Raw genomic sequence first — 23,684 nt, 5'->3', positions numbered from 1 at the left:
TATTTTATAATGAAAGCAATAATAACAAAACTTAGGAAGCTTAACGTTAATCTCACGCTGGTGGATGGGAAGTTAAAAATAAATGCCCCGCAGGGTGTTTTGACCGGCGACCTGGTGCAGGAGATTAAAGAAAACAAGGAGTATCTGACAAGCTATCTGGAAGAAGTAGCTCGTAAAAACAGTTTTGTGAAAATAGATAAGGTAGAAAATAAGGAACATTACAAATTGTCTTCGGCACAGCGCCGCTTATATTTCCTTTACCAATTCGATAGTACATCCACGGTTTATAATCTGCCGCAAACGGTCAGACTAACCGGGATCATTGATAAAGAAAGATTTAACAAGGCTTTTCAACAACTTTTACAACGACACGAATGCCTGAGAACCTCCTTTGAGTTGATCAATAATGAGCCCCTGCAAAAAGTGCATGACGAGGTAAATTTCGGAATCGAATACTTAGAATGTCAGGAAAGTGAATTGCAGTTAACCACAGAGAAATTTATCAGGCCATTTGATTTACAAAGCGCCCCACTGATTAGGGTGGGTATTGTAAGCACTACTCCGGAAGAACACCTGCTGATTGTCGATATACATCATATTGTAACGGATGGAGTTTCGCAAGCTGTTCTGATTCAGGATTTCATGGCCTTTTATAATCATGAAACATTGCCTCCGATAGCATTAACCTATAAAGATTACGCAGAATGGCAGCAGAGCGAAAAACAACAGGAGGAAATTGCTAAACAAAGAGATTTCTGGAAAGCACAATTCGCCAGCCAGCCGGCTTTATTGGAGTTGCCGCTGGACCATAAAAGGCCACCAGTGAGAAAGCATGGCGGGGCGGCTGTAGATTTTGAAATAAGCAAAGCCGAAGCAGCCAGGCTTCAGGCTATTGCCGATCAGGAAGGAGCCACCCTGTTTATGGTCGTGCTGGCGATTTATAACATATTGCTTGCCAAACTGTGTAACCAGGAAGACATTGTTATAGGCACACCTGTAGCAGGCAGACAACATGCCGACCTGGAGAATCTGATCGGTATGTTTGTCAATACCGTAGCCCTGAGAAACTACCCGGCTTCCAGTCATAGCTTTAAGGATTTTCTTATTTCCGTAAAGGAAAATACACATCAATGCTTTGCGCATCAAACCTATCAATACGAAGAACTGATCGATGACTTACAGGTGACAAGAGATACCAGTCGAAATCCCCTGTTTGATGTGATGTTTGTTTTTCAAAACTTCAGCCAGACTGAACTTGAGATTCCCGGGCTTACCCTAGAGCCTCAAACATGGAAGAGCCAAACCTCAAAATTTGATATTGCACTCTCAACACTGGAGTCAGATGAAGGGTTGTCGTTTAGTTTTGAGTATTCTACAGAGCTGTTTGATAGTGATACTATAGAAAGGTTTGTTACCTACTTCAAACAAATCATTAGCGCTGTTATTGAAGATGTCGATATCCGGATTTCGGATATTGATATCCTCCCAGTGTCGGAAAAACAACAACTGCTACAAGAGTTTAATGATACCAGAGCAGAATACCCGACGGAGAAGGGAATCATTTCCATGTTTGAAAGGCAGGTTGAAACTAACCCCGAAAGTATAGCTGTTCAATATGGAGAAGATCATGTTACCTACAGACAGTTAAATCATAAGGCCAATCAAATTGCCCATCAGATCAATGAGATTCTGGATAAAAATGGCTTGAAAAGGGTCGCTTTACTTTTCGGTCCCTCTGTGGAGTTGATAGCCAGTATGCTGGCGGTATTGAAGACCGGATGTGCTTATGTGCCCCTCTCACCTGATGAAGCTGATGCCCGGAATATCCTCAAATTTTCAGATTGCGAAGCCCAATTGTTGTTGACTCATGAAGCCTTTAAAAAACATCAGTCAGACTTCATATCCCAAATTGAAAAGGAGAGGGTCGTGTATGTTAACGAAGCAGTACTGGAGGTATCCGAAGAAATTAGGGCTGAGGTAAGTCCTGAAGATCCTATCTATATTATTTATACTTCCGGAACCACTGGTAAGCCTAAAGGTGTGGAAGTGCTGAACCAGGGAATATTGAATATGGTTTACCATTTTCAGCAGAAATTTGAGGTAGTGACAGGCACAAAGCTGAGTCAGGTTGCTAATGTCATTTTCGATGCTTCTGCTTTTGAAATATGGCCGGCCTTAGCCTTTGGTGGAGTCCTTAATATAGCCCCTGCTGAAATCAGGTTTGATCCCTCATTGATGAAATCCTGGTTGGCTGATAATAGTATTGAAATTACATACCAGCCTACAGCCATAGCGGAATACCTCCTGAAGGCGGATTGGCCTGACAGTACTGTTGGCTTACGCGTAATGAACATTGCAGGAGACAGACTGAATTATAAGTCTGAAAGAGATTTGCCTTTTGCAGCATTTAATCTTTACGGTCCGACCGAAGATTCTATCTGGACAACTTCATGTGAATACCCTTACCCTGGAGATCATTATAGCATTGGTAAGCCTGTTGCCAATAAAAGAATATTGATTTTGGGTGAAAACGGTGAATTGCTCCCTGTTGGGGTGGCAGGAGAAATATGCGTGTCCGGAGCAGGAGTGGCTAAAGGATATGTAAACAACCCGGATTTAACCCACGAAAAATTCGGTTTTGATCCATACAACGATCAATGGAGAATGTACAAAACCGGTGACTGGGGACGGTGGTTGAAAAATGGTCATATCGAATTCCTGGGCAGGATCGACCGGCAGGTAAAAATCCGGGGCTACAGGATTGAATTGGGTGAGATTGAAAGGCAACTGGCCGTACATCCGGCTATCAATGAAATTGCCGTTATTGATATTGACAAGCGTGGTAACAAATACCTGGTAGCCTATTATGTGGCTAAGGAAACGGTGGAGCCTAAAGTGCTTAGGGAGTACTTAGCTGATGTATTGCCAGACTATATGATCCCCTCGCTGTTTGTTCCGATAGAAGAGCTACCCCTGACCGCCAATGGTAAACTCAACAGAAGTGCCCTTCCTGAACCGGAAATTACAACTTCTGATACCTATCAGGCGGCTTCCAATGAAGTTGAAGCCAAGCTGGTAGAAATATGGTCCGAAATTCTGGGGCTCGACGCGGATAAGATAGGAGTTAACTCCAACTTCTTTGAGTTGGGGGGACATTCAATAAGAATAATAGAGTTGAAAAATAAGGTCAATGAATATTTTAACAGTGACTTTTCAGTGGCTTCCATGTTCAGGCTGACCACCATTTCGAAGATTGCCGATCACATTATCAATGGAGATACCGGAGTTAAAGAGATGGCAGAAAAGCTGGATGAGGAGCTCATGGAAGCAGAAGACAATCTGAGCATATTTAATCAAATGGATGATTATTGATAAGATCGATAGCATCTGTCAGTGAATTAGACTATAGACAATATGGGAAAGTATACAGGATTAGAGATCGCAATCATAGGCATGTCAGGAAGGTTTCCGGGCGCTAATAATATTGACGACTTTTGGGCAAACCTGAGAGATGGGGTGGAGTCTGTAACCTTTTTTACAGATGATGAACTCCGGGAGGCAGGAGAAGATATCGATAATATAAATGACCCCGCATATGTCAAGGCTAGTGCTTACTTGAAAGACAAAGAGTATTTCGATGCGCAATTCTTTAACTACAGACCCGATGAGGCCAGGATCATGGACCCTCAGACCCGGCTATTTCACGAGTGTGTTTGGGAGGCATTAGAAGATGCCGCCTGTAACCCTGAAGACACCAAAAATAAGATAGGCCTGTTTGCCGGATCTTCAGCCAATATTAATTGGCAGGTATACTCTCAGTTAATAAACCAAAAGGGGCTTGTAGATCCTTTTACAGCCACCCAACTGAGCAGTCCGCGATTCATGTCATCACGAGTCTCCTATTGTCTGAACCTGAGAGGTCCCGCCATTTATATGGACACGGCATGCTCCACATCACTGGTGGCCATTCATGAAGCATGCAAAAGTTTGCTGACGATGGATTGTAATGTGGCCGTAGCCGGGGGTATCACCATTACCAACAAATTCAAGAAAGGCTACAAGTATCAGGAGGGAATGATTTACTCCAAAGACGGTCATTGCCGCACTTTTGATGCGGAGGCTTCGGGTACTATAGGAGGAGAAGGTGCAGCGGTTGTGGTATTGAAAACCCTGAAAAATGCCCTTAGAGACAAAGACAATATCTATGCTATCATCAAAGGCAGTGGTATAAACAACGATGGCAGACAAAAGGTCGGTTATACAGCCCCTTCCGTTGACGGCCAGACCGAGGCGATCATGAGAGCACAAAAATGGGCTAAAGTAGAGCCTGAAAGCATTAGCCTGATAGAAGCTCATGGCACGGCAACCGAATTGGGAGATCCCGTTGAAATTGAAGCCTTAAACAGAACCTTCGGAAAAAGTAAAGATCAATACTGTGCCATTGGTTCGGTTAAGTCCAACTTCGGTCATTTAGATGCAGCAGCAGGAGCTTCCGGTCTGATCAAAGTGGCACTTGCTTTGAAAAACAAACAGATTCCTCCTACACTAAATTATAACAAGCCCAACCCTAAAATTGACTTTACTGGCAGCCCCTTTTATATCAACACAGGTTTAAAAGAATGGAAAAGTGAAAAGTATCCCTTAAGAGCAGGAGTGAGTTCGTTTGGGATTGGCGGCACCAATGCTCATGTGATCCTGGAAGAGGCTCCCGAAAGAGAGGAATCATCTCAGAGCAGGAGCCATCAATTGCTTTTGATTTCCGGTAAGACCCCGGAAGCGTTGAATCGTAATATTGAAAATCTGGCAGGTTATATCCGTGAAAATGGAGAAATTAAACTCGCCGACATTGCCTATACTTTACAGACAGGACGTAACTACTTCGAGCACCGGCAGGCATTTGTTTGTGATGGTGCAGAGGATGCGGTAAACCAGCTCACTTCAAATACAGGCACAACCTCATTGATAAATAAGCCTCAAAGCAACCTGGTATTCATGTTTTCAGGGCAGGGGTCACAATATGCCAACATGTGCAAAGGCTTGTATGAAGCTGAAGAGTACTTTAAGACCGAAGCAAATACCTGCTTTGATCTGATCCATAACAAATTCGGAAAAGACCTGAAAGCTATTCTTTTTGGAGCTGATACAGCACAGGAAATCAATAACACAGAATATGCTCAGCCGATACTCTTCATTACGGAATATGCATTAGCTAAATTATTGATCAGGTGGGGAATTAAACCTGATGTAATGATCGGTCATAGCATAGGTGAATATGTGGCAGCCTGCCTCAGCGGAGTATTCACCCTGGAAGATGCCTTGAGTCTGGTCGTAAAGCGAGGAGAGTTGATGCAAAAAATGCAGGCCGGCGTTATGTTGAGTATCTCCATTGATGAGAAAACATTGAAACCGCTCATTGATGAGCACAAAAATATATCACTGGCAGGCGTTAACAGCTCCGAATTATGTGTAGTGTCAGGTACTGCCGATGCTATTGAAAACTTTGCTACCAGACTAAATGCTTTAGGATATAAAAACAGGAGTATCCATACTTCTCATGCATTTCATTCCTACATGATGGACCCAATGCTCGAAGCGTATAGCGTTGAATTGGATAAAGTAGTTATCAGTGAGCCACAAATTCCATTCATATCTAACCTCACAGGAGCGAAAGCCGCACATAAAGAAATTTCGTCCGCACAGTACTGGCTGGACCACCTCAGGTATACCGTGAACTTCTCAATGGGTATCGATGGGTTATTGAAAAGAGAAGATACCTGCTTTCTTGAGATAGGTCCCGGTAACGCCTTGGGTACCTTTGTGCGGTCAAATCAGAACCGTAAGAAACACCATAAGGTGGTTAACCTTGTGCGTTCACCTAAAGAGGATTGCCATGATACGGCATACCTGTTTGAAGGCCTGGGTGAGCTGTGGAAAAATGGTATAGCTCCGGATTGGGGAGTTTTCTATGAAAAGGAATTGAGGCTGAAAGTATCATTGCCTCCTTATGCCTTTGACAAAGTCAAGTACCCGGTGGCCGTTGATGCCTATGAGATGATCACTAAACTGAATCAGGGAGGTGATTTTAGCAGTTTTGACCCTGAGCCGGTAGAAGTTAACAGTGACATTGAACACCATACACTCACACCAACAGAAAAGGAAGTGCTGACTTTGTGGTGTAACTTTTTTGGAAAATCAGATATAGACGTAGAGGATGATTTCTTTGAAATAGGAGGGGACTCGCTTAAAGCTCTGACCATGACAGGTCGCATTCATCAGGTACTGAATGTAGAGATCAGGCTAAACGATTTCTTTCAGCATCCAACCGTAGCCCGGTTGAGCCAATTAATTGATGACACAAGACGCAACCAACCGGAAGGAGGTACGCACAATTACAGACCGATACCTCGTGCCATTGAAAAGGAAGGTTACGCACTTTCCTCTGCGCAAAAACGACTGTACTTCCTTCATAAGTTTGATAGTGAATCGCTGGCGTACAATTTACCCCAGGCATTTGAAGTGCAGGGTGAAGTGGATCGGGATCAGCTCACCTATACGTTTAACAGGTTGGCCTGGAGACATGAAAGCCTGCGCACTTTCGTGGAAGTTGTCAATGGGCAGCCCGTTCAGAAGATAAGTGATAACGTAGATATTGAAGTTGAGTATTTCGAAAGCGATGAAGCAGGTGTTGCATCGATAATCGAAGCGTTTGTTCGTCCGTTTGACCTTGGTCAGGAGCCATTGTTCAGAGTGGGATTGATCAAGACAGGACAGGAGAAACATATTTTGATGGTTGATATCCATCATCTGGTTTCAGATGGTGTGTCCTTTAGCATCCTGATCGAAGATTTCATGAAGCTTTACAATGGAGCTAATCTGCCGCAACCACAGTTACAGTATAAAGACTATGCTGAGTGGCAGCAAAGTGACGAACAACAAGAACAGGCCATGCTTCACAAAGAGTTTTGGCTGAAGCAGTACCAGGAGGAAGTTCACCCTGTCAACTTACCCGAAGATTTTCAAAGGCCGGTGATAAAAAGCTTCGAAGGAGCTGTAGCCAACTTTGAACTTGACCCCCATGTTACAGGACAGTTAAAAACTATTGCCGATCAGTCAGGTACTACCATGTATATGATGTTGTTGGCAGTGTATAATGTGTTGCTGGCCAAACTAAGCAACCAGACCGATGTAGTAGTGGGTACACCAACCGCAGGCAGACAGCACAGTGATGTGGAAAGGGTTATCGGGATGTTCGTCAATACACTTCCGCTTAGGAACACCCCACAGGGAGACCTGAGTTTTAAAGAGTTCCTGACAGCGGTAAGAGATAGAACCTTGGCCAGCTTTGATCATCAGTCCTATCCATATGAGGAGCTAATAGACGAACTGCACCTGACCAGAGATACAAGTCATAACCCACTGTTCGATGTGATGTTCTCCTACCGGACAGATCAGGCCTCGGAACACGAAATATCAGGTTTAGTTCTTCGCCCCTATGATAAAGGACAAGTACTCTCCCAGTTTGACATAACCCTGTTTGCTGTAGACAAAAGAGACTCACTTTTATTAAGTTTCGAGTACTGCACGGCCTTGTTCAAAGAAGAAACCATAGAGCGATTTATAAGCTATTTTAATCAGATCATCTCTACAATTGTGGCCGATGTCAACATCAGGTTGTCGGATATCGATCTGATCACCGAAGAAGAGAGAGGTTTGATATTGACCGACTTTAACGATACTGGACTTACTTTTGATGAAAGCCGCAATATCGTTACCGCTTTTGAAGCACAGGTAGCTGAAAATAAGGAAGCCATAGCGCTGACCTATGGTGGGAAGAGCCTGACCTATGAAGAACTGAACGTCAGGAGTAACCAGCTAGCGAACAGCATATTCAAAAAGGACCTTCCGGCTGAAGCTGTCGTAGGGATTATGCTGCCTCGTACCGAAGCCCTTTTCATCAGTATCCTTGGCGCATTAAAAGCCGGGTGCACCTATGTGCCTATAGACCCGGACTACCCGGAGGACCGCATAGACTACATCGTGAAAGACAGCGGCCTGAGTCTGATGCTGACTGATGCAGATCTGGAAAAAAGAGCCAACCAATTTGGAGAGCAACGACAAACCATAGACGTTACCTCAGCCTCAATATCAGAAGAAAATACAGCTAACCCCGGTGTATCGATATCACCATCACACCTGGCATATATGATTTACACCTCCGGCTCTACCGGACGGCCAAAAGGCGTGATGATCGAGCACCGCAATGTGATCAACTTTGTAGAGGGTATAGCTGCCCGCATCCCAATGGAGGAAGGCTCACGCATGCTCTGTCTGACCACGATCTCATTTGATATTTTCGTACTGGAAAGTTTGTTGCCATTACTTCAAGGGCACGAGGTTGTGCTGGCAGGTAAAAGTGACCAGAAAGATCCCGATGCACTTTGTAAACTGATAAGCACAGGAGGCATCAACAAGATGCAAATCACCCCATCGCACCTGAAGATGTTACTATCTTCCAGCCATGCAGCGGAAGCCCTGCAAAACATAGATACTCTGATGGTAGGAGGAGAAGGCTTCCCTGCGGATTTGCTTCAGACCCTGCACGGCCTATATGAGGGCAGGATTTTTAACATGTACGGTCCCACCGAGACCACGGTATGGTCATCGGTTCAGGAACTAACCGAAGCAGAACGAATAGATATCGGTACACCGATAGCCAATACCACGATGCTGATCGTTGGAGAAGAAGGACAGCTTCAGCCTGTCGGTATTGCCGGAGAACTTTACATCGGTGGCAAAGGAGTAGGGCGGGGCTATTGGCAAAATAAGACCTTAACCGAAGAGCGTTTTGTGAGTGACCCTGCCGGAGTAAGCGGGCGCTTCTACCGCACCGGAGACTCGGCAAGATGGCTGCCCAACGGCGCCATTGAATACCTGGGCAGAATGGACAACCAGATGAAGATACGAGGCTATCGTATCGAGCCGGGTGAAATAGAGAGCCAGCTACTGACCCATGAAGAGGTACAGGAAGCAGTCGTTTACACACATGGAAACACTGGCGAGCAGATACTGGTAGCCTACTATGTTTCGGCTTCGATGATAGAGCCGGCTGATCTTCGTGCCCACCTTTCGCAAAGCCTGCCCGATTACATGATCCCTTCTTACTTCATGCATTTGGACAAATTTCCGCTTACTCCGAATGGGAAGATAGACCGGAAGTCTTTGCCCGCCCCGGAGCTGGTGAGCAGTACGGAGTATGTAGGGCCATCAAACGAAATAGAAGAACAACTGGTTGACATCTGGTCGGAAGTGTTGAAAGCCAATACTGAAACCATCAGCGTAACCCGTAGCTTCTTTGAGTTGGGAGGTAATTCATTAAAAGCAACAGAGCTGGTAGCTGAGATTCAGAAGGTGTTTGATCTGGAGATACCGCTAAAAGAGCTATTTACAAAGCAGGACATTGTAAGCCTGTCTGACTATATCATTACTGCAAAACAGATCAATATAAACACGGATACCTCCGAGGAAATTCTGGAGATGTCCATTTAAGAAAACAAGATAAAAGCTGATGAGTGTACTCATAAAACTGATTTAAGATGAAAATTGACGAATACATAACCAACCTGCGAAAAAACCATAAGATCAGCCTGGTAGTTGAGGGCGACGAGTTGAAAATTCAAGGACAAAAAAAGAACCTGACCCCTGCAATTATTGCGGAGTTGAAGGAACGCAAGACTGAGATCCTTGCTTTTTTCAAGAGCATCAACCAGAAACAGGGCTTCAGCACCATCGAAAAGGCTGTGGAAAAGAGCAGTTACCCACTTTCTCCGGCCCAGAAGCGGTTATATTTTCTTTATGAGTTAGACAGCAACTCCACGGCCTACAATATGCCGCAGGTTGTCAGGTTAGAAGGAGCCTTAGATAAAGTGCGTCTCGAGCGAGCCTTTAACCAACTCGCAGATCGTCATGAAACTCTTCGCACTACATTTGAAGTCGTCAACAAACAGCCTTTCCAGAAAATTGCTCAACACATTGACCTTTCAATGGAGCATTTCAAGGCTACAGAAGAGGAGGCTAAGTCGGTAATATCAAAGTTTATCCGCCCGTTTGATCTGAGCAAAGGACCTTTGATCAGGATCGGACTGATCGAAACAGCTCCTGAAGAACATATCCTTATGGTGGATATTCACCACATCATCACGGATGGAGTGTCGCAGGAAATATTACTCAATGACTTTATGGCTCTGTATAATGAAGAGCAGATCTCGGAGCTTCATTTGCAGTATAAAGATTATGCAGAGTGGCTTTTGGGCGAGGAGCAGCGAGTAGATACTGCCAACCAGAAAGATTTTTGGTTAAAGGAATTTGCCGAAGAAACATCTGCTTTGGACTTGCCTTATGATTTCTCAAGACCAAAGGTCAAAAGCTTTAAAGGAAGCACAGTTCAGTTTGAGCTTACCCCGGAAGAGACCCAAAAGTTAAAGGCTATCGGGGACAAAGAAGGAGCAACCATGTTTATGGTCATCTTATCCATCTTCAAGGTATTCCTCAGCAAAGTAAGCAACCAGGAAGATATCGTGATCGGTACACCCACGGCGGGCAGAAAGCATGCTGAGCTTAGAAATATGATTGGAATATTTCTGAATACCCTAACCTTAAGAAGCTTCCCTAAAGGAACATTGGCCTTCCGAGAATTTCTGAAAGAAGTTAAAGAAAAGACCCTCGAATGCTTTGAAAATCAGGATTACCAATATGAGGAACTGGTTGATGTATTAAAGGTAAAAAGAGATTCAGGGCGTAACCCGCTTTATGATATCCGGTTTGTTTTTCAAAACTATGAAAAGAACGAATTTAAAATCCCAGGCCTAACGCTAAAGCCCTTTGAATTAGAGCGCGAAGTATCGCAGTTTGATCTTACGCTGTATGTTGATGCAGGAGAGCAGGTCAGAATGAGTTTTAACTACTCAACCGATTTGTTCAAAAAAGAGACTGTAGAGCGGTTTGCCAACTACTTCCATCAGGTCGTTGCTGCCATCATTGGCAACGAGGATATCAAACTTAAGGATATAGATGTGCTTTCAGCAGCTGAAAGAGAGCAGATCCTGACAGCATTTAATGATACGGATGTTGAGTATGACCGAAGCAAAACCGTACTTGACCTGTTTGACGAGCAAGTGGCTTCACATCCCGATAAAGTGGCCGTTGCCTTTGATGGAGAGCAACTCACCTATAAGCAACTCGATGAGCGAAGCAATGATCTGGCATCACAGATAGGAGAAGGACAGGAGCTGGTGGCTTTGTATTCAGATCCTTCCTTAGAAATGATCATCGGTATTTTCGGAATACTCAAGTCCGGAGCAGGCTTCTTACCCTTGGATGCCAACCAAAACCCCAATAGACAGAGCCTCATTTTGAAGGAGAGTGGCTGTGGTAAGTTAGTTACCCGTGAGCCCCTGGAAAGTAAACTCGATTTTTCAGGAGAGAAAGTGATCGTGGATAGCAAGGCAGACATGGCAGGGGAAGCAGCAAAACCTGCTCCTCGTAAGCAGGGTCTGACTTATGTGGTTTATACATCAGGAAGTACAGGCAAGCCCAAGGGAGTAAAAATAAGCGACCAAAACCTGGTAAACTATGTCACGTGGTTTAAACAGGCAACGCAGCTGACCGCTAATGATAAATCGTTACTTACATCGTCATATGCTTTTGACTTAGGGTACACCTCAACCTTCCCCGCATTGTTATGCGGAGGCGAATTGCACCTGATACCTGAAACAACCTACCAGTCTCCGGACCAATTGCTGGATTACATTCAAAGCCACCAGATCACCTACCTGAAGGTTACACCATCATTGTTCTCAACCTTTAGCGGAGTAGTGGATAACAAACCGGGTGCCCTCAACAGCTTGAAACATATCCTGCTGGGTGGCGAGGCTATCCGCACGGAGGAGGTTCAAAAAGTGAGCAAAGCCTATGGACAAATACAATTCATTAACCATTACGGACCCACGGAGACTACCATTGGAGCAGTTGCGGAGAAGATAGTTAACTGGCAGGAATTTGCAGGGCAACCCGTAATTGGCAGACCCATTAACAATACAAAACTTTATATACTAGACCAACATGGCAGTGTACTGCCTGTAGGCGTGGCTGGTGAACTTTATATAGCAGGAGATGGAGTGAGCAACGGCTACCTGAACGCGGAAGAACTTACCCAGGAAAGATTTGTCAATAGCCCTCTGACTACTACTACTCTTTACCGCACAGGGGACAAGGCCAGGTGGCTGGCCAATGGCAAAGTTCAGTTTTTGGGAAGGATAGATGATCAGGTTAAAATCAGAGGATACAGAGTAGAGCTGGGTGAGATTGAAAAACAGCTGACATCACATGATAACATATCAGATGTGGTGGTTGTGGCAAGAACCAATAATGATGAAAAGCAATTGGTGGCCTACTATGTATCCGCTGAAACCATAGATCAGGCCACACTAAAAGACCGTTTGTCGGCGGTATTGCCTGACTATATGGTTCCGGTACATTATGTATGGCTCAGCGAATTGCCGCTGACACCTAACGGCAAGCTCAATCGCAAAGCGCTACCTGACCCTGAAGTAAGCACAGGTGGATTGGTAAGGCCTGAAAATGATCAGCAAAGAATCCTGGTTGACATATGGGCCAGCCTGTTGGCCATCGAAGAGAGTCAGATAGGCATCGATAGCGATTTCTTTGACCTGGGAGGTAACTCTATCAATGCCATTAAGCTTAACTACATCATACAGCAGAAGTTTGCTGTACAGTTGCACATGAGGCAGATCTTTGACTGCCCTACAATTGAGAAGCTCTCAGAACTGATAGAAAAAACGCAGGTCAGCCAGGCAGAAGACATCAAAAGAATTGCAGATCAGGAATATTATCCGACATCATCTGCCCAGGAAAGGCTATATATTGAACACTCCCGCGATAAGGAAGACCTGACCTATAATGTGGCCAATGTTTATCGCATCATCGGAGACATCGATGTAGACAAACTCAAGTCTGTTTTCCAGAAGCTGACGGACAGGCATGAAAGTTTAAGAACAGGTTTCTTCCAGACAGATGAAGGAAACATAGTTCAGAAAATCAATGAATCAGTGGCTTTTGAGCTGATCATGCCAGACCCTGCAAAGTACCACAGCATTGAAGAGGTGATGGATGATTTTGTCAGGCCATTTGACCTTTCAACTTGCCCATTAATGCGATGCGGGCTGTTTATGCACCCTGAGCTAGGTAACTTTTTGCTTTTGGATATCCACCATATCATCTGCGATGGTATCTCCAAAAACATATTGATGACAGACTTTAAGAGGCTTTACAAAGGAGAAGAATTATCTCCGCTGAAAATCAGATATGTTGATTATGCTTATTGGCAAAAACATGTCACCAATAGCATTGTGAAGCAAAAAGAATACTGGCTTGATAAGTTATCAGAGAAGGCCCCGGCACTGGAAATGCCTATGCTCAAAGAGCGTGATGCATCCAGCGGTAACGAAGCCACATTTGAAGAAATGTCTTTGTCAGGAGACCTCTATGCTAAAATCAAAAAGTTTACAGCATCGGCCAATACCTCTGATTTTATGTTCATGCTCTCTGTGTACTACCTTCTTTTATCCAAGATATCCGGCAATACCGATATCGTGATCGGTACAGATGTAGTGGGCAGAACACACTCCAAATTAAAGGACATCGTGGGCACTTTTGTAAACCTACTGCCTCTCAGAGTTCAGGTGGATCAGAAGTTGACCTTCAGCCAATTTTTGGACGAGGTGAGAGGCTGTGTGCTGGAGGCCTTTGACAATCAGGATTTCCAGTACGATCAAATGATAGCCGCTCTCAATGAGAAGGGCATTCAGCAGACCAACTTGTTTGATGTGCACTTTGCGCTGGTGAACTACCACGATGAAAGCGTAACGTTAGATGAACTGAAATTTGAACCCGTGGAGGTTAAATGGGCAGAGAGCTCTCATTTCGAATTTAAGATCCATGCCATCGATGAAAAAGACAGGTTCCTGGTGCATTTCATTTACAATACTGAATACTATGACAAGGATACCATTCAACTTCTCATGAAGTATTTCAACAATATACTACAGGTAGTACTCAACGATACCGATATCATGCTTGGAGATGTAGAGATGCAGGATGCACTTGACTATGCCTGAGCAGACGAAAAATATAAAACAGTAAAAAGACCCTAAAACAGAATTATGCAAGATTTGATTAAAAAATTGTTTAGCCTTATGCAGGATGGTGTCTGTCAGACAGCACTTTCCGGCGTATGTGAAGTCACTTTGGACAACAATGGTGATCGCGTTTCCGCATTTATCGAGCTTAATAACAATAAGCTGAAACTAGTAGAAGAAGCATCTCAAAAGCCAGATGTAGTTGTAAGCATGAAGCAGGAAACGCTCGCCGGAGTATTGGAAAACCTGGACAGGTTTGACCTGAGAGACCCGAAATTTTTAATGCAGGTATCAGTTGAAGGAGACCTTGCCCTTGCAGGCTATCTCTTCAATTTGATCAAAAGACCATCTGAAAAAGTTTACGAATTGATCCGTAATACTGAGGAGAAATGTCACGATTATAAAGATAGCGTGACCGAGATCAGGCGAATTCATAAACCTTCAAAAGAGGAAGTACTTAACCTGATTGATGAGTCAATGCCGTTCGTAATGACCGGGGTGCTGGATGACTGGGAGTTTTTGTCATCTACGATGGATGAAATTAAGAAGAAGTTTGGTGATACACGTCTTCGCCCGGTTCTTGAAAAAGGAAAGGAAGGCTTTGAAACTATGGGTGATTTCATCGAAAAGGTAGAGAATACCACCGGAGATATTGTGTATACCGGAGGGTGCGATCTGCCACCGGCTATGTGGTCTAAATTCAGGTTACCATTCTTTAGCCCCGAAACCTTCACCACGCCACAGATCTGGATGGGGTCAAAGTCAGGGGATAACCCTTGTACAGCACTGCACAGAGACTGCTGCAACGGCATGCTGGCCAATATTTTGGGCAGGAAGAAAATGATCCTGTTCTCACCTGAGCAAACAGAATACCTCTATGCATTGAAAGCATTCAATACCTTTCAAACCTGTGAGATCAAGAACGTGATAGGCGTCGATACCAATGAGTTTCCTGCATTTGCCAAAGCCCGTGCACTTGAAGTTATCGTTGGTCCCGGTGAGTTATTAGTCATCCCGGCTTTCTGGTGGCACTGTGTATATGCAGTAGACAATGTTTTCTCTGTCAGCGCAGGTATGCAGTGGGATGCCTGGGAGGAACTCAAGCCAGGAAATGAGACAGTCAGCCTTACTATTTGAGGCATTTGTAGATAACCGGTAAGACAAACCATGTCTTCTTAATTAGTAAACAATATCCAATTAATAACAATATATGTGCGGTATTTGCGGGTTTATTAAGTTTGATCAGAGAGCCTCAGGCGAAGATAAAATGATCGTGGACAAGATGAATGAAAAGCTTATCCACCGGGGACCCGATGCTCAGGACTCCCTGATCTTTGAAAATGTAGCCTTAGGCTTCAGCAGGCTTAGCATTATAGGGCTGGAAAATGGTATGCAGCCATTATACAACGAGGATGAATCCCTTGTGTTAATCTGCAATGGTGAAATTTTTAATTATATAGAGCTTAGAGAGCAACTGAAAAGCAGGGGACACACCTTTAAAACAAGTTCCGATGTGGAGGTGATACTTCATCTTTATGAAGAAAAAGGAACAAGTTTCCTCAATGACCTGAATGGGCAGTTCGCCTTTGCCTTGTATGACAAGCGAAGAAAAGTACTGATCTGCGCTCGTGATCAGATGGGTATCGTACCATTTTTTTATACCAAAGTCGGGCAGACCTTTATTTTCGGATCAGAGATAAAAGCCATTCTTGAACACCCGCTTGTACAACGTGAAGTTGACCTTGTAGGCCTTGATCAGGTCATGACATTTGCCGGACTGATAAGTCCGAGAACGATGTTTAAGAATATCAATAGCCTTGAAAATGGCCACTATATTGAAGTAGACGATAACGGTGAGATCTCCAAGCATGAATACTGGGACCTCATCTACCCGGAAGGAGAAATGAAGATGAATGGGAAGCCAGAGACGTACTATGTTGATAAGCTTGAAGAACTGTTCGAAAACTCTATCAAACTTCGTCTTAGAGCTGATGTACCCTCAGGATTCTATCTGAGTGGCGGACTCGATTCTTCCATGATCGCCATGAAGGTCAATAAACTGGTGCCTGATGTGGAGAAAGAAGCATTTTCGATCGACTTCATTGACTCCCAGCACTCAGAGTCTATCTACCAGAAATTAATAGCCAAAGAGAGTAACTCCAGACTGAACCAAAAAACATTTTTCTATGAAGATATCAGCGAGCGGTTACAGCTTTCAGTTTATCATAGCGAATGCCCCATAAAGGAAACTTACAATACGGCATCGCTGGCTTTATCAGAAAAAGTGAGGTCTAACGGCATCAAAGTGATCCAGTCAGGCGAGGGAGCCGATGAGTTTTTTGCAGGCTATGTGGGTTACAGGTTCGATAAGATGAGACAAATGAACTTTGTCCAAAATGAGTCCAGCCCTGAGGAAGAAAAGCTAAGGTATGACCTCTGGGGAGATGAGTCCTTCTTCTATGAAAGGAACTTTCTGGATTATGACATCACCAAAAGGAGCCTCTACTCGGCTGCCTTGAATGAGTCGTTTGATGAAATTAACTGTCTCAACCATCATGTGATCAACAAAGACCGGGTAAAAAACAGAGACATTCTGAATAAAAGAGCCTACATAGATTATAAGATCCGACTGGTCGATCACCTGGTGTCTGACCATGGCGACAGGATGGCGCTGGCCAATTCCGTAGAGGCCAGGTATCCGTTTCTTGATAAAGAACTGATTGCCTTCTCTACCCAGGTGCCTTCCGAACTTAAACTCAATGATTTTACGGAGAAATACATCTTAAAAACCATGGCCAGAAGATTTATGCCCAAAGAGGTTTTTGAGAGAGAGAAGTTTCACTTCATAGCGCCGGGAAGTCCCTATTTGTTGCAGAAGAATATTGAGTACATCAACGATGTATTGTCCTATGACACCATCAAAAGGCAAGGGTATTTCAACGCTGATGAAATAGAGAAACTTAAAAATACCTATAAACAAGAGGGCTTTACCATTAACGCCCCATACGAAACGGATCTGTTGATCACGGTGATAACCTTCGGGATTTTGCTGGAGCAATTTTTCGAATAATTAAAAAAGGCAAAAGGCCCTGAGGGGACCTCTGTCAGGCCAAATGATGAGCCGCCAGGAATATTTAATGTAAAAGAATTAAGAAAGGAATACATGATTTTTCAAACAGAGTTAATCGAGAAGCTACAAGCCGGTGCTGACCATCAACTACAAGCTATCAAATCGGCTGAGAAGGAAATTGGTTATGCAGAGCTTTTGTCCATGGCCAATAAGATCACAGCATTTTTGCTGAGCAAAGGAGTTACAGATCAAGCCATAGTAGGTGTTTACCTCAAAGACAGGTGTGATATCATTTGTACTATGGTGGGGGTGATGAATGCGCGATGTGTTTTTGTGCCAATTGATGAAAAACTGCCAGCTTCCAGGTTAGAAAAGATGAGCGAAAATCTCAACCTTAAATACCTGATCACCTCTAAAACATCGGCTTCGTTTCAAGGGAGTGATGCACTGGATCAGTACTATCTGGAAGATATATTGGAAGACACTCCTGATGATGAAATTCTGTATCCTGAGTACAATGCTGATGACAGCCTCTATGTTTACTTTACCTCAGGCTCCACCGGCACCCCTAAAGGTGTCGTCGGTAGAAACGATAGTCTGTTACAGTTCCTGAAGTGGGAAATTAGCGAATTTGAAATGCATAAACCCTTTAGGTTCAGTCAATTCGTTAGCCCGTATTTCGATGCTTTTTTACGAGATGTATTCGTGCCGTTGTTAACCGGTGGACTGATATGTATACCTCCCGATCATGATTCATTTTTCACCCCGGAAGATATGGTGCAGTGGATTGATAACAATGCCATTAACTATATCCATTGTGTGCCAAGTGTGCTTCGTGTTTTTAACACCAAAGAACTGAAAGAAGAAAACTTTAAAGATCTCCGCTATGTGCTGCTTTCCGGGGAGAAGATCATTCCATCCGAATTGCTGCACTGGTACGAAGTCTTTGGCTCTCGCATCCAGCTTGTAAACCTCTATGGAGCTACGGAAACTACCATGGTACGCTCCTTTTACAGAATTAAGCCAGAGGATGCCAAACAACAGAAGATATCTATAGGAGCACCTATAGCTGACACAGAACTTTTGGTAGCCAATAATAACCTGGAAAAGTGTAACCCGCTGGTTCCTGGTGACCTCTATATTATCACCAACTACACTGCCAAAGGCTACCTGAACGATGAAGCCCTGACGAAGGAAAAATTCATCAGGATCAGAGTAGGTACTCCTGATGAGACCACCGCTTATAGAACCGGAGACAAAGCGAGGTTGATGCCGGGTGGTAAAATTGATCTTATGGGGCGTGAAGACAGGCAGGTAAAAATGCGCGGCATAAGGGTGGAACTTGATGAGATAGAAACCATACTCTTTCAGGCTGAGCAGGTGAAAAATGCCGTAGTGGTCAAGCATGTGGATGAAAATGTACCGGCAGCGACCAGTGAATCTCTGGTGGCCTTTGTTGTAGCCAGCGATAATGCGCGTGGCAGTGCCGACCTGGATAAGCATATTAACGAACATGTCAGAAGACATTTACCGGAATACATGGTGCCTTCAAGAGTAGTGGAGGTGAAGGAGTTTCCGCTGCTCAGCAATGGGAAAGTTGACTTTAAAGCCTTGACAGAGCTTCTGCATCAGGACAAGACTGCCATTGAGACGCCAACAAATGATGTGGAGACTACTATATTGGGCATTTGGAAAGAGATATTGGGAGATAAGCAGATCTCCATCACAGATACCTTCCATAGCATAGGAGGTAACTCTCTGGGTATTATGCGTTTGATCGGACGACTTTACAAAGAGTTCGGTATCAGAATATCACTGAATGAATTATTCAACAACGCAACCATACAAAAACAGGCAGAACTGATCAATAAAGCGACTAAAGACAGCCTTTATGTGATCAACCCGTCAGAGTCCAAACCGTACTATCATACCTCTTCTGCCCAGGAAAGGATGTACTACAATTATGTTATGAACAGATCTTCCACCACTTACAACCTGCCATTGGCCTGGTGGGTAGAGGGTGCAGCGGATAAAGGAGAAATAGAAAAGGCGCTGAACACCCTGGTGGCAAGACATGAAGGTTTTAGAACAACTTTCCATCTTGAAAATGATGACCTCGTTCAGAAGGTTGAGGACGAAATTCAATTTGAAGTAGAGGAAATCGACGCAGGTGATCAGTCGGCAGACGAGGCTATTGCCAGCTTCATCAGGCCATTTGACCTGAGTAAAGCTCCATTATTGAGATGTGGGATCATTACATTGAAAGACGGGAAGCACATTCTCGTTATGGACACCCACCACATTGTTTGTGATGGTATGTCGCAGGTTATTTTGCTATCCGACTTTATCCGGGTGTACGCAGGCCAGCAGTTGGAACCCCTTAACATTCAGTACAAAGATTACGCAGAGTGGGAACATGCTTTTAAAAGAAATGAAGCCTATGTGTCGTGTCGTGAGTTTTGGCTGAAGCAGTTTGAAGGAGACATCCCGAAACTGGAGCTTCCGGTTACAGCGACCCCCGATGATATGTCTGAAGATGGCGGCAAAGCAATATTCGAGATTGAGCGCGACAAAATCATGCCACTGCTTGATGTGCTCAAGGGAGAGGAGGTCACGCACTTCTCGGTGCTGTTCTCTACATTGTACTTGTATCTATCACAGCTTACAGGTCAGGATGATATCGTTGTTGGTTGTGCAAGCTCGGGAAGAATGCAGCACGAGGTGGAAAGAGTCGTAGGGATGTTTGCTAAAACATTACCCATTCGTCAACAGATAGATATAAATACAAGCTTTAAAGACTTTGTGAGAAATACACATAAACTGCTCGTACAAGCCAACAGCCAGCAGGTTTATGATCTTGCAGACATTGCGAGAGATGTAAATGCCAACCGTACCCAGGCAGTAAGGAGCTTATTTGATGTGATGTTCATCTTCCAGAATTTTGAGAGAGATAACAATGCCACCACTAACGAAAGTTTTAAGCGATATGAAATAGAGGGGGCAACTTCAAAATATCCTCTTACACTTTATGCCAGTGAAGGTCAGGATACCTACAACTTCAGGTTTGAGTATTCTACAGCATATTTCACCCAATCCGATATTGAACTGCTCATTGCTCAGTTCCAGACATTGGTTTACAGGATTGCTGAAAATGCAGATCAGCATATACTGGAATATCTGTCTGAAGAGGATGAATCTTCCGCCATGGAAGAAGAAATATCTTTTAACCTATAGACAAGTACAAGAACGATCAGGACTGCTTAACAGAGAAAATAGATAGAGAAACCTAAAACACTATGATGAAAAACCTTAAGTATTTACTGCTGGCCGCAGTGCTGGCCAGTGGATGTTTTACCGCAAAGGCTCAAAAACGAAAGACTTTTACAGCGAATGGAAACACCATTGAAGTCAAAACTTTTAATGAAAAAATCAGCCACATGATGAGTGAGGTCGGCGTACCCGGTGCGTCGTTAGCTATCATTGACAACAATCAGGTGGTGTTTTCTCATAACTATGGCTATAAACAACTGAAGGACAAAAACAAGGTTGATGAGAACACCCTGTTTGAAGCAGCCTCGCTGTCGAAGAGCTTTCTGGTATTTGCTGCTTTTAAGATGGTAGAAGACGGACAGCTTGATCTGGATAAGCCCATGTATAAGTATATGGAGCATGAAGAGCTGGCGCATGACGAGCGATACAAGTTAATTACCCCTCGCATGATCCTGAGCCATTCATCCGGTATCGAGAACTGGAAATCGAATAATAACCCGGATACCCTTGAGATAATGAGTGATCCCGGAGAAGAGTATGTTTACTCTGGTGAAGGGTATAATTACCTTGCTAAAGTGATGGCTAAGCAGCGCAACGAGTCTATTGAAACACTTTATGATAAGGTGATCTATCAGCCCTTGCAGCTTAAAAATACATATTCTTATTTCATGAGTAGAGGCACGGAGCCTGTCAACTATGCATTAGGACATGATTCTTTCGGAGGCGAAATGGAAAAGTGGAAAAGTGATGAGTTTTTACCGTCCACCACGGTCAACACCACTGCGGCAGACTATGCCAGGCTGATTGTTTCAACATTTAACAAACAACATATAAACCCGGCGAGCTTACAAACCATGCTAGAACCCCTCGTGCCTGTAGGAAAGGATTATCCCGGATTGTATTACGCTGCCGGTTTTGAAGTGTCATATAGTGAGGGTGATACTGTGATATTCCAGGCAGGCAGTAACGATGGCTTTAAGGCCCAGTTATGCTATTCGGTGACCAAAAAGAGGGGAGTTGTACTGCTCACTAATAGCGACAGGGGGACACTGATGACCTCAAAGGTCAATGATTGGACCACAGGCCTTGACCTTGATCCATATTTTGGGCCGGATCCTTTTGTGCAATACCCCAGCAATGCCATTGAGTTACTTAAAGTGTATAACAGGACCAATGCCGATGACATGTTTGTAAGACTTGAAGATCTAAAAGCTGAGTCGAAAGGTGATATAGGGATCAATACCCTGAATGAATTGGCCTGGGTCTTTATGCGCGAGAATATGGAGATATCCAAAAAGCTGGTAGAAGAGAATGTTAAGCTCTACCCTGAGTCGTCGGTATCCTATTATGTACTGGGCAAAATCAATATGGCACAAGAAGAGTATGCTGTAGCATATGAATGCCTGAAAAAGGCCGAAGCTTTGAAATTTGATATGGCCCCACTGGAATTTGATATTAACGACTGTGCTCAAAAACTGGGCAAAAACTGATCTATATTATTTCATCTATATACCAGATTTTTGAATCTGGCTCCTAAACCAAATATTAATGCAAACTTAAAAGTCATGAAAAAACATTTTGATTACATTATTCTTGGAGCAGGCCCTGCTGGCTTACAGCTAGGGTATTATTTACAAAAGAATAATTCCGATTATCTGATACTCGAGGGTGGTGATGCCCCCGGAACTGCTTTTAAAAAATTTCCGAGACATGGCACCCTGATCTCCATTAACAAAGTGCATACCGGCTACGACGATCATGAAATAAACCTGAGATGGGATTGGAATTCTCTGCTAAGCGAGAATGAAGATCTTACCTTTAAAAACTATTCCAGCGCATATTTCCCTAAAGCTACAGCCCTTTTACAGTATCTGGCTGATTATGCCAAAGACGCTGAACTCAATATCATGTTTAAGCAAAAAGTAGATAATATAGCCAGGGAAAATGATACTGAAAAAGGAAACTTTCAGCTTACCACATCTTCAGGCGAAGCTTTCTACTGTAATAAGTTGATCATAGCTACCGGCTTTTCAAAGCCTTACTTGCCCAATATCCCAGGTATTGAGCTTACTGATAATTACGTGGATATGACCCTTGACAAAAAGGAATTTGAAAACAAGAAGGTATTGGTGCTGGGAAAAGGTAACTCAGGTTTTGAAACGGCTGATTATCTCACGGATACGGCAGCGCTTATACATGTTTCAAGCCCCAACTCCGTAAAGCTTGCCTGGCAAACGCATTATGTGGGGCATCTGAGGGCCATAAATAACAACTTCCTGGATACCTACCAGTTAAAATCACAAAATGCTTTGCTGGATGCCGATATTACCAATATTTCCATGAAGGATGGCAAGTATCACGTACATGTGGTTTATGCTCATGCGAATGGTGAGGAAGAAATATTGGAGTATGACAAGATTCTGGTTTGTACAGGATTCAAGTTGGATAGGTCTATCTTCGACGAAAACTGTATGCCGGAAGTAGTAATAAACGACCGGTTACCCGCCCTGAACATGGATTGGGAATCAAAGAACATACCTCACATGTACTTTGCAGGTACTCTTATGCAGTCTAACTCATATAAGAAAACCACTTCTGGATTTATTCATGGATTCAGATATAATGTGAAGACACTTTTTCACATCCTGCAAAACAAGTACGAACAAAAGACACTACCTTCAAAAAAGCTGGATTGCAATTTCCAATCTGTAGCGGACGCAATATTGAACAGGATCAACAGTTCTTCAGCACTTTGGCAACAGTTCGGTTACCTGGTCGACCTGGTGGATATAGGTGATGAAGACGCTACCTACTATTATGAACTGCCCAAGGGGTACAATCCTGTTGAAAATCCACGGCATTATTTTACCATTTCATTAGAGTTCGGCCCAAGCCAGGAAAATGTATTCATGGTAAACAGAAATCCTTCAGCCGAAAAAGCAGAAGAGTCATTCTTCCTACACCCGGTTATCAGACATTACTGTGGAAGTGAAATGGTTTCATGCCTGCATTTGGTAGAGGACCTGTTTGGCGAATGGAAACATGAAGAAAAGCATGTTAGCGTGCTGAAAAAATATGTGGAATCTGAAATGGCCCGGATCAATGCCGATGTTGTAATGAGCTGATCTCAT

Annotated in this window: 8 protein-coding genes; all 8 read left to right on the top strand. The window is 43.7% G+C overall.

The features are described from left to right. Positions 1 to 9: 9 nt before the first annotated feature. The 8 genes from LVD17_RS27110 to LVD17_RS27075 all read left to right on the top strand — a co-directional run bounded on the left by LVD17_RS27110 (position 10) and on the right by LVD17_RS27075 (position 23,678). Entirely contained in the window at positions 10 to 3,372 is a 3,363-nt protein-coding gene (locus tag LVD17_RS27110; protein ID WP_233763380.1) for a non-ribosomal peptide synthetase, read from the top strand. Between the two features lie 42 nt (positions 3,373 to 3,414). Beyond that, positions 3,415 to 9,546, top strand: a complete 6,132-nt coding sequence (locus LVD17_RS27105; protein ID WP_233763379.1) for a non-ribosomal peptide synthetase/type I polyketide synthase — start codon at positions 3,415 to 3,417, stop codon at positions 9,544 to 9,546. Positions 9,547 to 9,593: 47 nt separating this feature from the next. After that, positions 9,594 to 14,192, top strand: a complete 4,599-nt coding sequence (locus tag LVD17_RS27100; protein ID WP_233763369.1) for a non-ribosomal peptide synthetase — start codon at positions 9,594 to 9,596, stop codon at positions 14,190 to 14,192. 45 nt (positions 14,193 to 14,237) lie between these two features. Then, the gene (locus LVD17_RS27095; protein ID WP_233763360.1) at positions 14,238 to 15,350 is read left to right on the top strand and encodes a cupin-like domain-containing protein; all 1,113 of its coding nucleotides are present in this window, start codon (positions 14,238 to 14,240) and stop codon (positions 15,348 to 15,350) included. 73 nt (positions 15,351 to 15,423) lie between these two features. Next, positions 15,424 to 17,283, top strand: coding sequence for an asparagine synthase (glutamine-hydrolyzing) (asnB, locus tag LVD17_RS27090; protein WP_233763358.1), 1,860 nt, complete (start codon positions 15,424 to 15,426; stop codon positions 17,281 to 17,283). A 93-nt stretch (positions 17,284 to 17,376) separates the two neighbouring features. Further along, a complete protein-coding gene (locus LVD17_RS27085; RefSeq protein ID WP_233763356.1) occupies positions 17,377 to 20,517 on the top strand; it encodes a non-ribosomal peptide synthetase in 3,141 nt (1,046 codons plus the stop codon). 62 nt (positions 20,518 to 20,579) lie between these two features. Beyond that, positions 20,580 to 22,043: a serine hydrolase domain-containing protein gene (locus LVD17_RS27080; RefSeq protein WP_233763350.1), complete on the top strand. Its 1,464-nt coding sequence runs from the start codon at positions 20,580 to 20,582 to the stop codon at positions 22,041 to 22,043. Between the two features lie 75 nt (positions 22,044 to 22,118). Further along, positions 22,119 to 23,678, top strand: a complete 1,560-nt coding sequence (locus tag LVD17_RS27075) for an NAD(P)-binding domain-containing protein (RefSeq protein WP_233763348.1) — start codon at positions 22,119 to 22,121, stop codon at positions 23,676 to 23,678. Positions 23,679 to 23,684 lie beyond the last annotated feature (6 nt).

Origin of the sequence: Fulvivirga ulvae, from assembly GCF_021389975.1 — a bacterium.
Taxonomy (GTDB): Bacteria; Bacteroidota; Bacteroidia; order Cytophagales; family Cyclobacteriaceae; genus Fulvivirga; species Fulvivirga ulvae.
This window is presented reverse-complemented; position numbering and strand designations above follow the sequence as displayed.